Raw genomic sequence first — 13511 nt, forward strand, 5'->3', positions numbered from 1 at the left:
AGGATGAAATTTTTCTACTCTCTTTTAGGGCTGGGTTTACTGGCAGAAGCGGGCTTTGCGCAAAACCTGGCTAACAACGGCAGCATCCTGACGGTGCAGTCGGGGGCAACGCTTTACATCCCGGGCGCACTGGACAATAAGGCGGGTAGCACACTTACCAACACGGGAGTTGTACAGGTGCTGGGTAACCTCACTAATGCGGGCACCTTGAATTCTTCGGGCCGGGTGTTACTAAGTGGCTCCGCAGCCCAAACTCTAACCGCTGGTGGCGCCGCGTTGGCGCAGCTGGAAGTGAACAACGGCAGCTCCCAGGGCCTTACGGTGCCCGATAACCTAACGATTACGCAGGAGCTGAAGCTGACAAATGGTATGGTGCGCACTCCCGCCAGCGCTACCATTAGCCTCACTAACACAGCCAGCGTATCGGGAGAGGCTACGGGCCGCTACGTACAGGGTAACCTGCGCGTGACACGTGATAACGTAAGTACTGCCACCGATTTCACCAATAGCGCTACCATTGGCGGTAATGGCCAGAACTTAGGCCGTGTAGAAGTAACACGGACGGCCGGGCTAACGCTGGCCGGAACCAGCTACGGCACGTTTGGAGATTCTAAAAGTGTTGACAGAATCTGGACGGTAACCGCAGATCAGGCGCCCACTGGCGCAGTGCCCATTACGCTCTCATGGTTACCAGATAACGATAACGGCCTGACTGATTTCTCCCGGGTGCTCATCTGGCGCCAAGCTACTCAAACAGCTCCCTGGAATGGGGTAGGCTCAGTAGCTAACGCTTCTACTACGCGCAGCATTAGCTCCAGTACTACCGTTCTTGGCCGCTTTACCGTTACCAACTCTGCCAACCCGCTGCCTGTGCAGCTTATTGCCTTCAGGGCAGAGGCCAGGGCAGCAGATGTGCTGCTGCACTGGGCTACCGCCTCGGAGAAAGACAACGCCCTGTTTGCTATTGAGGTAAGCACAGATGGCAGGCTGTTTCAGACGGTAGGCCAGGTAGCTGGGCGCGGCACTACCAGCCAGCAAACCTCCTATACTTACACTGATGCTAGAGTAAGCCGTTACAACGCCGACGTGCTATACTACCGTTTGCGGCAGCAGGATACTGATGGCACTCAGTCTTATTCAGCGGTGCAGGTGGTGCGGCCGTTAGAAACAGAGCAGGCTATGGCGCTGCAGGCCCATCCTAATCCGTTCAGCCAGGAGTTGTTTGCCCGTTTGGTATTACCCAAAGCAGGCCTTGCCAGCATCGCGCTTCATAATACGCTGGGCCAGGTGCTGTTTACCCGCCAGCTAGAACTGCCCGCGGGCACTTCTGAAGTAGCCCTTCCGGAAGCTGATAAGCTACCGCAGGGGGTATACTTACTAGTTGTTCGGCAAGCCAATGCCTCGCGTGTTGTAAAGGTGGTGCGGGAATAGTCTTACACTTCACTGCGGTAGCAACCAGAGTAAACGGCCAGATTCTTTTAGGGATCTGGCCGTTTCGTTTGTCCTAGCTTTATAGTGCTAAGTAGAAAGTAAATCAGACCTTCATCTGGTTATACTAGCAGTTTACCCCAACTAGCTTCGGGTGGCCCTTTCTCCTGGCCTGGCCTTCACTACTTATCCTGCCTTCCTGCTATGCCTGCCGCTACTCTCACGCCCAATGATCTTGCCCGCGTAGCCACTTTCGCGGAGCTGCCTCCCGATACGCTGCAGTGGCTCCTCGACCACGGTGAGGTGCGCACTTACGCCTCCGGCGATACTGTCATGAGCCCCGGCGACCCTGCTGAGTTTATGGTGGTAGTGCTGGCGGGTGGCCTACAATTCTTTAGTGTGCGCAACGGCAACCGGGAGCCCATTTTTCGGGTTGAAAAAGGCCACGTGAGTGGGGTGCTGCCCTACTCGCGGCTGCGCACCATTCAGGGCCTGGGAGTGGCCACTGACGCTACCGAGCTGCTGCTGCTGCACCGCGACAATTTTCCCGCTTTAGAGCAAATTAGCCCTGAGCTGGTGCAGCGCCTGGTAGGGGTAATGAGCGACCGGGCCCGGCAGGAAGCCCGCGGCCAGGAGCGCGATGATAAGCTGCGGGCCCTGGGCAAGCTCTCGGCGGGCCTGGCTCACGAGCTCAACAACCCGGCGGCCGCTATCATGCGGGCCGCCGAAGCGCTGAATAACCGCCTGCGGGCCAAGCCCGGACTTTTATTGGAACTGGTGCGCCACTGCCCCGAGCCCAATGCCCTGGCCGATTTGGCGGCGGTAGCCTCTAACCCACCCCTTACGCAGGCTACCCTTTCCCCGCTGGAGCGCTCTGACCGGGAAGACGAGCTGGCCGAATGGCTGGAAGAGCAGAACGTGCCCGATGGCTACGCCCTTGCCTCAGGCTTGCTAGAAGCCGGCCTCACCCTTGCTACCCTCAAACCACTCATTGCGGCACTGCCCGAGCCTAGTCGGCCCTCAGCTTTGGTGTGGCTGGAAGGGCAGCTGACTACCCTTTGCCTGGTCCGCGACGTGCAGGAGGCCGGTGGCCGGATTAGCACCCTCGTCAGCAACGTAAAGACCTACAGCCACATGGACCGCGCCGGCGACTTCGCGCCCCTGGATGTGCACGCTGGCCTCGATAGCACCGTGAACATTCTCAGCTACTGCATGCGCGAGGAGAAGGTGCAGCTCACGCGGGACTATGCCCCTGACCTGCCGCTGGTGAAAGGCCAGGTGAGTAGCCTCAACCAGGTCTGGACCAACCTGCTTGATAACGCCATTGATGCTATGCCGGGCGGGGGCCAAATCACGCTCCGAACCCGGCTGGAAGGCGACTTCGTGCTGGTGTCGGTGACGGATAATGGGCCGGGCATTCCGCCCGAGGTGCTGCCTCACATTCTGGAGCCCTTCTACACTACTAAGCCCGCCGGCGAGGGTACCGGCCTGGGCCTTGATATTGCCATGCGCATTGTAGAGCAGCATGATGGCCGCCTGGAAGTAAAATCGGAGCCAGGCCACACTGAGTTTCGGGTGTGGCTGCCAGCGGTGAAATAGTAGTTCAATAATGGAGTGAGTTTGCTGTTTGGTTGGCCTGGGCGTCAGTGGCGCCCTGCAGGCCAGTAGAACGGTAAGCCTCTTATTTCACTACCTCACCGCTTTCCTACATTATTTCACAACTTCCCACCTCACAACCTCACCATAGATGGCTGCCACCAAAAAACCAATCTTGCTTGCCGTTGATGATGATGCGCAGGTGTTAAACGCCATTGAGCGCGACCTGCGTCAGGAGTTTCGCCGCGACTACCGGGTGCTGCGGGCCAGCTCCGGTGAAGAAGCCCTTTCTACCATTCAGGAGCTGCAGCAGCGCGAGGAGCCCCTGGCCCTGGTGCTGGCCGATCAGCGCATGCCGGGCCTGCAGGGCGTGGAGCTGCTGGAGCAAACCCGCCAGCTTTTCCCCGATGCCAAGCGCGTGCTCCTGACAGCCTACGCCGATACTGAGGCCGCCATCCGGGCCATTAACCACGCCCGCCTCGACTACTACCTCATTAAGCCCTGGGACCCGCCTCAGGAGCTGCTATACCCCACGCTTCACGATTTGCTGGCCTCCTGGCAGGCCACCTATCGCCCTCGCTTTCAGGGGCTGCGCCTGATCGGGTTTCAATGGTCGCCGCTTTCGCATGAGCTTAAGGACTTTCTGGCGGGCTATATGGTGGCTTTTCAGTGGTTTGATTTTGAAACGAATGCCGAGGCCCAGGCCCTGCTAACCCGCACCGGCTTTACCCCTGCCGATCTGCCAGTGGTAGTGTTCGAGGATAACACTGCCCTCTCTAACCCCGAGCGCAGCGTGGTAGCCGAGCGGCTAGGCCTGCCCCAGAAAGCCTCGCAGGAACTCTACGATGTGGTAGTAATTGGTGCTGGCCCGGCTGGGTTAGCGGCGGCCGTATATGGCGCTTCTGAGGGGCTTCGCACTCTGGTAGTAGAGCGCATGGCCCCCGGTGGGCAGGCCGGTACCAGCTCCCGTATTGAGAACTATCTGGGCTTCCCAACTGGCCTCAGTGGCAGCGAGTTGGCTCACCGGGCCTGGTCGCAGGCGGTTAGGCTGGGAGCCGAGCTATTAGCCCCGCAGGAAGTGACTGGCCTACGCGTGCAGGATGGCTACAAAATTCTCACGCTTGGCAACGACATGGAGGTGAAAACCCGCGCCGTGGTGCTGACCACCGGCGTGAGCTACCGCACCCTTGAAGTTCCGGGTATTCATCAGCTAACGGGCGCTGGCGTGTACTACGGCGCTGCCCGCACCGAGGCCCGCTCTTGTGATGAGCAGGACGTGTACATTGTAGGGGGTGGCAACTCGGCGGGGCAGGCGGCCATGTACCTGGCCACCTACGCGCGACGGGTGTTCATCGTGATTCGGGGTAGTTCGTTGGCGGCCTCTATGTCGGCGTACCTGATTGACCAGATCGGCCAAACGCCTAACATTGAGCTGCTAACCCACACGCAGGTAGCTGAGGTACGCGGCAACGACCACCTACAAGAGGTGGTGCTCAACCGCAATGGCCAACTGGAGGAGCGCCCGGCCCGGGCTTTGTTCATCTTTATTGGGGCCAAGCCCAGCACCGAGTGGATTTGCAACACGGTGGTGTGCGACGGCAAAGGCTTCCTGCTAACCGGCCGCGACCTGGTAACCGACCCGCGCTACGCCGAATCCTGGAAGCACTCGCGCGAGCCGTACCTGCTGGAAACCTGCGTGCCCGGCGTATTTGCCGCCGGCGACAGCCGGGCCGGTGCCATGGCCCGCGTAGCCTCGGCCGTAGGCGAAGGCAGCATGGCCATCAAGTTCGTGCACCAGTATTTGGATGAGTAAATAGAGAAGTAGGTGATGGGGTGATGGGGTGATGAGGCGATGAGGCAAAAGCGCGTCATGCTGAGCGAAGCCGAAGCATGACGTTCCTCTTTATGGTATTCCACTTAAAAGCCCGTCATTCTAAGCTCTGCTTAGAATGACGGGCTTTATGATGGCCTGGAAAGTGGCCCAGGCCACTCCCTCCACTGCTACTTGGCGTTGTACATACGCTCGTAGTACTCCGTGGCCATGCGGTGCGACTCAAACTCGGGCTCCACCTCGCGCATGCCGGTTTTCACAATTTCCAGGAACTTCTCAGGCTGCCCGTAGTAGAGCGGCACAATTTCGTTCTGGAGCACATCCAGCACGTTCGTGGCTTCGATATCGTCTTTCACGTGGTCGGGCTGGTTGATATCAGTGTGCTCAATGATGAAGCCGTTCTCACCGTGACGCACGAACTCCGGAATCCAGCCGTCGGCAATGCTCAGGCTCACGCTGGCATTCATGGCGGCGGTCATGCCGCTGGTGCCTGAGGCCTCGCGGGGGAAGCGCGGAGTGTTCAGCCACACATCGGAACCCTTCTTCAGCGCCGCCGATAGGCCTAGCTCGTAGCCCGTTACTACGGCGCAGTTGTTCAGGTTCTTCGTTTTGGCGATGATGTCATTAAACAGCCCGATGGCGCCGTAATCCTTGGGGTAGGGCTTACCGGCCCAAATCACCTGCACGGGGCGGTCTTCGCTGTTCACGATTTCCAGGAAGCGCTCGAAATGGCGCAGAATCAGGTCGGCGCGCTTGTAGCTGGCGAAGCGGCGGGCCCACACCACGGTCAGCACCTCGGGGTCGAGGAGGGTACCAGTCTGGTCGGCCACAATCTTGAAGAGCTCTTGCTTCAGCTCCTTTTTGCGGGCCAGCAGGGCCGCGTCGTCGTTGGCTGCCAGGGCGGCGTGCAGCTGCTTATCACGCCAGTACGTGCCGTTTTGAGAGTTAGTAATGGCAATAATAGGGCAGATACCCTGGTAGTGGCCCCACATTTCGTTGGCCACCTCACCGTGCACTTTCGATACGCCGTTGGCGATGCGTGAGAACCGCAGGGCCGTGAGCGTATAGTTCAGATTTCCGTTTTCTACCAGGCCCAGGCGCTCCACTTCCTCCAGGGGCACATTGCCGAAGAACGACATTTTGTGCAGCAGCTTCACGGGGTGCTCCTCGTTGCCGGCCAGCTCGGGGGTGTGCGTGGTAAACACCAGGCGCTTCTTTACCTCCTCCAGGTCGCGGCCGTGCTTATCATAGAGGTAGAACGCCAGCGGCAGGCCGTGGCCCTCGTTGAGGTGGTACACCTCGGTCTGGCGGCCAAGTACATCAAGCAGTTTGCCACCGCCCACGCCCAGCAAAATGCTCTGGGCCACGCGGGCGGCCGTGTCGGCGTCGTAGAGGTGGTGCGAGATGGTGCGCGAGAGGTAGTCGTTCTCGGGAATGTCGGTGGTCAGGAAGAACATTGGCACGGTGCCAAAGGTCTCGGGGGCCAGGTACAGGGCCTTTACCAGCACCTGCGCGTTGTGAATGTTGATGGGGAACACCAGGCCGGTATCCTGCAGAAAGCTGTACTGCTTGATGCGGAAATCAGCGCGCATGCTCATGTCCTCGTTACGGCCCTGGTCGTAGTACCCAAACGACCACAGAATGCCGATACCCACCAGGTTTTGCTTTAGCTCATAGGCTGAGCGCATGTGGGAGCCGGCCAAAAAGCCCAGGCCCCCCGAGTAGGTTTTGAGCGCCTGATCCAGCGCAAATTCCATTGAAAAGTAAGCCGCCGGAGTGCTGAACTCGGGGGCAGTAGGGTACATCTGAAAGTCAAATGCCATTGGAGCACGAAAGGTCAAAGTGAGAAATGTGGCAGCAAGTCTGCCCTCGGAAACCGCGTACGGATTCTGGCCCAAAAAAAGCGGAAAAGTGCAGACTGTTTGAGAGTGAGCCCTCTAGGAAGGCCAAAATGCTAACCTGCCACCAATAAAAGACAAAAAACCATCATTGGGGCACCCGCTGAATTTCCAGGCCACTAAGCCGCCTCCCACAGCCAGCCCACCCCAACCCGCGGAACTAGTTGGCGGCTTTTGTCCTTCCCTTAGGCAACTCAGCAATTGATTGTCAGACTGCGGTTTGATAACAAATCCGTAATGTAGTTGAGTCGTATCAGGGGCTACCTGCTGGGTAGCTTTGCCGGGCAGTAGTCCTTCCTTTTTTACCTCCACAACCAAAACCCTTCCCATGCAAAACTCGTTGCGCTGGCTCACAGCCTCCCTACTGAGCCTTACTTTTTTGTCTTGCGCCAAGCAAGACCTCACTCCCAGCTCGCCGGCCGCGGCCATCACCACCCAGCAGGATGTAAGCAGCGCCGGTTTCCCCGAGAGCTTCGATACGGGCACTAAAACGGCCTATACCACCGGCTCGGTTACGCTAGGCTCCGGCTCCTGGACCCTAAACGACGCCCTGCTGGGCAACACTACCGCCGACCATAAAACCGGGGCGCAGTCGGTGCGGGTGCGCAACGTGGGCACAGTAGGCATGAACTTCAACGCCACCACGGGCGCGGGCGTGGTAACGGTGCAGCACGCCGTATATGGCACCGATGGCAGCTCGCAATGGGAGCTGTGGGTAAGCCAGAATAGCGGCAGCAGCTACACCAAAGTGGGCAGCACCATCACCAGCAGCAGCACGGCCCTGAACACGGCCTCTTTCACGGTAAACCTGAGCGGCAACATTCGCCTGCAGATCCGCAAAACCTCGGGCGGCACCAACCGCATCAACTTCGATAACGTGACCCTGGAGCAGTACGGCTCGGGCACTACCACCCCGCCCCCCACCACAGGCGGCAAGAAGTTCCTGTTTGATGGCTCGCACGCCGAGCTGGCCGGCAACGCCGACTGGGTACTGGATGTAGACAACGGCGTAGCCGTGCGCTACCCTTCGCCGGCCCAGAGCGGCATTACCAGCAGCACGCCGGAAACCTACTGGACGGGTGCTATCTCAGCTTGGGGCGTGGCCCTGGTGAAGCTAGGCCACTCCGTGGAGCAGTTGCCCGCAGGGGCCGCCATTACGTACGGCAACAGCTCCAACGTACAGGACCTGAGCAACTACAGCGTGTTTGTGGTGGATGAGCCTAACACCGTATTCTCGGCCGCTGAGAAAACCGCCATCCTGCAGTTTGTGCAGAACGGGGGCGGTTTGTTCATGATTTCTGACCACGACATTTCAGACCGCAACAACGACGGCTGGGATTCTCCTGCCATCTGGAACGATCTGATGCAGAACAACTCCGTGAAGGCTAACCCCTTCGGCTTCTCGGTAAACCTCGATAACGTGGTGGAAAACAGCACCAACGCACTGACTACTTCCACGAACCCCATCATGAACGGCTCGCAGGGCAAAGTAACCCAGCTCTCGTACCACAACGGCGCCACCATGACGCTCAACCCCACCGCCAACTCTACGGTACAGGGCCTGATCTGGCGCACCTCCGCTACGCAGGGCAACAACAGCGTAATGGCGGCCAGCAGCACCTTTGGCACCGGCCGGGTGGTAATCATCGGCGACTCCTCACCGGCTGACGATGGCACCGGCTCGCCTGGCAACACCGTGTACGATGGCTGGAACGAGAACGTAAGTCACGCCCGTCTGCACCTGAACGCCTCGCTCTGGCTGGCTAAGCTGCAGTAAGCCCTCCGGCCTCTTCGTAGGCCACTCCCTTCTCAAAGCCCCGTTGTCTGGATTTACCAGGCGGCGGGGCTTTTTTAATGAGCAAGGAGGAATGAGTAATGCTTTCAAGTTATGGAGTGCCGGATGGGTTGATCACTCTTCATTGCTCACTGCCCATTGCCAAGTGGCGTGCAATCAGCTAATACAGCACCAATTCCGCGCATTTTGGCATTAACTTAACCGATTGCGGAGGCTGTATCTTGCAGTTCCGTCACTGAATTCCCACATTCCGTATGATCTCAGCCCGATTTCTGCCTTTGTTGGCCGGCACGCTGCTGGCCGCGGCCGCTCCATCAGTAGCCGCCACTACCCCTACTGTTACTGAGCTGGTCGCGCCGGCCGCCAAAGCTGCTTCCGCCACCCGCATTGACCCTACTTTCTGGTGGGTGGGCATGAAGAACCCCAAGCTGCAGCTGCTGGTGCACAGCCCCGGTATTGCCGACAGCAAGCTGAACATGGCCGCCTACCCCGGCGTAACGCTGGAAGGCACCCAGAAACTGGAAAGCCCCAACTACCTGCTGGTTAACCTCACCATTGCGCCTGATGCCAAGCCCGGCAAGCTGAAGCTGGAGTTTAAAGGTGCTAAGAAGACGACCGTTGCCTACGAGCTGCGCCAGCGCACTACCCCCGGCGACAAGCAGAAGGTACAGGGCCTGAATCAGCAGGACTTTATCTACTTCCTGATGCCGGACCGCTTCTCGAACGGCGACTCGAAAAACGACTACATCCCGGATATGCGCGCGCCCAAAGTGGCCCGCGACTCGATGTACTCTCGCCACGGCGGCGACCTGAAGGGCATCGAAAACCACTTCGACTACCTCAAGAGCATGGGGGCCACAGCCATCTGGATGACGCCGGTGGTGGAAAACGACATGCCCAAGGCTAGCTACCACGGCTACGCCCTCACCGACTACTACAACACCGACCGCCGCTACGGCACCCTGGAGGAGTACCGCCAGTTTGTGGACAAGGCCCACCGCAACGGCCTGAAAGTGGTGCACGACGTGGTGCTCAACCACATGGGCAGCAAGAACTACCTGTTCCTGGATCAGCCCGCCAAAGACTGGTTCAATCAGTGGCCGCAGTTCACGCGCAGCAACTACAACTCCCTGGCTCTCAACGACCCGTATGCCTCGGAGCTGGACCGCAAGCTCTACAACCGGGGCTGGTTTGATACCACCATGCCCGACGTGAACCAGAGCAACCCGCTGGTAGCTACCTACCTGATTCAGAATTTCCTGTGGTGGGTAGAGTACACTGGCCTGGATGCTTACCGCATCGACACTTACCCCTACTCCGACCCCAAGTTTCTGATGCAGTGGGGGCAGGCCCTCACTGATGAATTCCCGAACCTGTTCATGTTCGGCGAGGCCTGGGTGGGCAGCACGGCTCAGCAGGCTTTCTTCGCCCGCAACATCTTCCAGCCCGTCGATGGGTTCAAGTCCAACCTGGAGTCGGTGTTTGACTTCCAGTCGCAGGGCGCTATTCACGATGCCCTGCGCGGCGACCAGCCCAACATGAACCGCCTGTACGAGGCCCTGCAGGGCGACTGGATGTACCAGGACGCGACCCGCAACGTGACCTTCCTCGACAACCACGACATGAGCCGCTTCTACTCCGTGATAGGGGAGGACTTTGCCAAGTACAAGATGGGCGTGGCTTGGCTGCTCACCATGCGTGGCATTCCGCAGTTGTACTACGGAACTGAGGTGCTGATGAAGAACTTCTCCAACCCCGACGGCAAGGTGCGCGAGGACTTCCCCGGCGGCTTTGCTGGTGACAAGACCAACTACTTCACGGCCGCCGGCCGCACCGGGCAGGCTGGCGAGGCATTTACCTACCTCAGCACCCTGGCCAACTACCGCAAAACGCATCCGGTAGTAGCCACCGGCAAGCTCATGCAGTTCATTCCGCAGGACGGGGTGTACACCTACTTCCGCTATAACGACCAGGGCCAGACCGTGATGGTGATGCTCAACGGCAACAAGGACGAGAAGACGGTAGACGGCACTCGGTTTGCCGAGCGCACCGGTGGGTTTACATCTGGCACCGAGGTAGCTACCGGCGCCACGCTTTCCGACCTGAAATCATTTAAAATTCCTGGCCGCACGGCTTGGGTAGTAGAGATGAAGAAGTAGTCTGGCGAGGGACTGCGGGAACCTCCGCAGTCCCTCGTAACTTATGCGAATAGCACTGGTTGCTTTTTCAGCATAAGCCCACTAAGCCTGATTCTTATGACCGACCTAACCGACCAAGTAGCCATCGTAACGGGTGCCAGCCGCGGCATCGGGAAAGCCATTGCCCTGCTATTGGCCCTGCAGGGCGCCAAAGTGGTGTCCGTAGCCCGTAGCGCCGAGGAACTGGAAGAGCTCAACGCCAAAACCCAGGGCCTGGCCATTCCTGCCGACGTAGCCGACGCCGACGATGCCCAAAACGTGGTGGATGAAACCCTCAGCCGCTTTGGCCGCCTCGATATTCTGGTGTGCAACGCTGGCGTAGGCTCCTTTAACCTGCTCGAAAACGTTGAAGCCGCCGAGTGGGACCGGATTTTTGACGTGAATGTGAAGGGCACCTTCCTGATGTGCAAAGCCGTAGTGCCTCACCTGAAAGCGCAGAAGAAAGGCCACATTGTGGGCATAGCCTCCGATGTAAGCAAGCGCACCTTCGAGCACGGCACCGTGTATGGGGCCAGCAAGTATGCTCAGGACGCCATGCTTGGCTCTCTGCGCAAGGAGCTGCGGCCCTACGGCGTGAAGGTGAGCACCATTTACCCCGGCATGGTAGACACCTACTTCAACGACTCACACCCCGGCTCTCCGGAACTCGAAAAGACTCACCTCAAGCCCTCCGATATTGCCCAAGCAGTGCGTTACGTGCTGGAAGCGCCGCCCCACGTGGTAGTAGATGAGCTCATGATTCACCCCCTTACGCAGGAGTGGTAAGATGATGAAGTGGTGACGTGGTGAGTTTGATGGCGTACTGGCCTAGACCGCGCAAATAGCGCCGCATAAACGTCAAACTCACCACTTCACTACCTCATCATTTCACCTTTCCTTACTTGCCTATGAAAAACCTGGTACTGCCGGTTGCCGTCCTTTCCCTAGGACTAGCTTCATTTTCTTTCTATCAGCAACCCCCAGCTCCCGTGGCAGAAACCATTTCCAGCTCGGACCCCAACACCACCGACGAAGTACCCCAGGACCACAAACTGGTAATTTACCAGCTCATGACGCGCCTGTTTGGCAACAAAACGGCCGTGAACAAGCACTATGGTACGCTCCAGGAAAACGGAGTGGGCAAGTTCAACGATATTAATACCACCGCGCTGCAGGCTATCAAGAAGATGGGCGTGAGCCACGTGTGGTTTACCGGTGTGCTGGAGCACGCCACCATGACCAACTACACCAAGGACGGCATTACCCTCGATGATGCCGACGTGGTGAAGGGGCGGGCCGGCTCGCCCTACGCCGTGAAGGACTACTACGACGTGGACCCCGACTTGGCCGTGAACGTGAAGAACCGCATGCAGGAGTTTGAAGCCCTGGTAAAGCGGACCCACGACAACGACATGAAGGTGCTCATCGACTTCATTCCCAACCACGTAGCTCGCACCTATAAGTCGGATGCCCACCCGGCGGGCGTGGCAGACCTGGGGGAGAAGGACGACAAGACCAAGGCCTTTGCGCCCAACAACAACTTCTACTACCTGCCCGGCAAAAGCTTTGTGGTACCGGCTGGCTACAACCCGCTAGGCCCCTTAACCGGCCCGAAAGAGGACAAGAAGTTTCAGGAAGTGCCCGCCAAGGCCACTGGCAACGACGTATTTTCGGAAGCACCCAAGGTAGACGACTGGTTTGAGACCATTAAGCTCAACTACGGGGTTGATTACCAGAACGGCCGCGCCAAGCACTTCTCGCCCACCCCGGATACGTGGCTGAAAATGCGCGACATCCTCATCTTCTGGACCAGGAAGGACGTGGATGGCTTCCGTTGCGACATGGCCGAAATGGTGCCCGTGGAGTTCTGGGCCTGGGTAATTCCGGAGCTCAAGAAGATCAAGCCCGACCTGATTTTCATTGGAGAGGCCTACGACGCCAAGACGTACAAAATGTACATTGAGCAGGGTCACTTCGACTACCTCTATGACAAGGTAGGCCTCTACGATGGCCTGCGCCGCCTCATGCGCGGCGAGGGTACCACCGAGGACATTACCAAAGTATGGAGCGAGGAAAGCCGTGGCTTCGCAAGTCATATGCTGCGCTTTCTGGAAAACCACGACGAGCAGCGCATTGCCTCCAAGGACTTTGCCGGCAACCCCCGCGCCGCCATCCCGGCCATGACGGTGTCGGCTACGCTGGCTACGGGCCCCATCATGCTGTACTTCGGGCAGCACGTGGGCGAGCCGGCGCATGGTGCCGAGGGCTTCTCTAGCGAAGACGGCCGCACCACCATCTTCGACTACTGGGGCGTGCCGGAACACCAGAAATGGATGAACGGCGGCAAGTTTGATGGCGGCAAGCTCAGCGACGAGCAGAAGCAGCTCCACAGCTTCTATACCCGCCTGCTCACACTCACCAGCCAGAGCGACGCCATCCGGCGCGGTAAGTTCTACGAGCTGCAGGACGCCAACAACCTCGATCAGCAATACAACCAGCGCCAGCTCTACACCTTCGTGCGCTACACCGATAAGCAGAAACTGCTCATCGTGGCCAACTTCAGCCCCGACAAAACCTACAAGCCCACCCTGCGCATTCCGCCCAACGTGCTCCAGCTGATGGGCCTCAGTCCCACCCAGTTCTACACCTACACCGACCTTCTCAACCAGGCCCCCACCGTGCAGGCTCTCAACCTAACGCTGGCCCCACAAAGCGCCTACATCTTTGAAATCAAAGCCAAATAAGTAATGAGGTGATGGGGGTGACGTAGCGCGCAAGTGTCTCGT

8 protein-coding genes are annotated in these 13511 nt (G+C 58.7%); 7 read left to right on the forward strand and 1 reads right to left on the reverse strand.

Features of this window, described 5'->3' with window-relative positions; all coding sequences use genetic code 11:
- Positions 1 to 3 precede the first annotated feature (3 nt).
- The 3 genes from HMJ29_RS07430 (at position 4) to HMJ29_RS07440 (ending at position 4837) form a co-directional block, all read left to right on the forward strand.
- Complete coding sequence (locus HMJ29_RS07430; protein WP_171590887.1) at positions 4 to 1431, forward strand: T9SS type A sorting domain-containing protein; 1428 nt, start codon at positions 4 to 6, stop codon at positions 1429 to 1431.
- A 201-nt stretch (positions 1432 to 1632) separates the two neighbouring features.
- Positions 1633 to 3027 (forward strand): sensor histidine kinase, encoded by a 1395-nt coding sequence (locus HMJ29_RS07435; RefSeq protein ID WP_171590888.1) that lies wholly within the window; start codon positions 1633 to 1635, stop codon positions 3025 to 3027.
- A 148-nt stretch (positions 3028 to 3175) separates the two neighbouring features.
- Positions 3176 to 4837 (forward strand): NAD(P)/FAD-dependent oxidoreductase, encoded by a 1662-nt coding sequence (locus HMJ29_RS07440; protein ID WP_171590889.1) that lies wholly within the window; start codon positions 3176 to 3178, stop codon positions 4835 to 4837.
- Positions 4838 to 5025: 188 nt separating this feature from the next.
- Here HMJ29_RS07440 and glgP read toward each other — a convergent pair whose 3' ends face one another.
- Positions 5026 to 6678, reverse strand: coding sequence for an alpha-glucan family phosphorylase (glgP, locus tag HMJ29_RS07445; protein ID WP_171590890.1), 1653 nt, complete (start codon positions 6676 to 6678; stop codon positions 5026 to 5028).
- 403 nt (positions 6679 to 7081) lie between these two features.
- Here glgP and HMJ29_RS07450 point away from each other — a divergent pair, with 403 nt between their 5' ends.
- The 4 genes from HMJ29_RS07450 (at position 7082) to HMJ29_RS07465 (ending at position 13469) form a co-directional block, all read left to right on the forward strand.
- Positions 7082 to 8530 (forward strand): hydrolase, encoded by a 1449-nt coding sequence (locus tag HMJ29_RS07450; RefSeq protein ID WP_171590891.1) that lies wholly within the window; start codon positions 7082 to 7084, stop codon positions 8528 to 8530.
- A gap of 272 nt (positions 8531 to 8802) precedes the next feature.
- Complete coding sequence (locus HMJ29_RS07455) at positions 8803 to 10707, forward strand: glycoside hydrolase family 13 protein (RefSeq protein WP_171590892.1); 1905 nt, start codon at positions 8803 to 8805, stop codon at positions 10705 to 10707.
- A gap of 96 nt (positions 10708 to 10803) precedes the next feature.
- Complete coding sequence (locus HMJ29_RS07460) at positions 10804 to 11511, forward strand: SDR family oxidoreductase (protein WP_171590893.1); 708 nt, start codon at positions 10804 to 10806, stop codon at positions 11509 to 11511.
- A gap of 122 nt (positions 11512 to 11633) precedes the next feature.
- A complete protein-coding gene (locus HMJ29_RS07465; RefSeq protein WP_171590894.1) occupies positions 11634 to 13469 on the forward strand; it encodes an alpha-amylase family glycosyl hydrolase in 1836 nt (611 codons plus the stop codon).
- Positions 13470 to 13511: the final 42 nt, after the last annotated feature.

The organism is Hymenobacter taeanensis (assembly GCF_013137895.1).
Lineage (GTDB): Bacteria > Bacteroidota > Bacteroidia > Cytophagales > Hymenobacteraceae > Hymenobacter > Hymenobacter taeanensis.

Coding starts and splice junctions, on each gene's coding strand:
- glgP (WP_171590890.1), bottom strand. CDS start 6,678: ATGGCATTTGACTTTCAGATGTACCCTACTGCCCCCGAGTTCAGCACT.
- HMJ29_RS07440 (WP_171590889.1), top strand. CDS start 3,176: ATGGCTGCCACCAAAAAACCAATCTTGCTTGCCGTTGATGATGATGCG.
- HMJ29_RS07460 (WP_171590893.1), top strand. CDS start 10,804: ATGACCGACCTAACCGACCAAGTAGCCATCGTAACGGGTGCCAGCCGC.
- HMJ29_RS07450 (WP_171590891.1), top strand. CDS start 7,082: ATGCAAAACTCGTTGCGCTGGCTCACAGCCTCCCTACTGAGCCTTACT.
- HMJ29_RS07435 (WP_171590888.1), top strand. CDS start 1,633: ATGCCTGCCGCTACTCTCACGCCCAATGATCTTGCCCGCGTAGCCACT.
- HMJ29_RS07430 (WP_171590887.1), top strand. CDS start 4: ATGAAATTTTTCTACTCTCTTTTAGGGCTGGGTTTACTGGCAGAAGCG.
- HMJ29_RS07455 (WP_171590892.1), top strand. CDS start 8,803: ATGATCTCAGCCCGATTTCTGCCTTTGTTGGCCGGCACGCTGCTGGCC.
- HMJ29_RS07465 (WP_171590894.1), top strand. CDS start 11,634: ATGAAAAACCTGGTACTGCCGGTTGCCGTCCTTTCCCTAGGACTAGCT.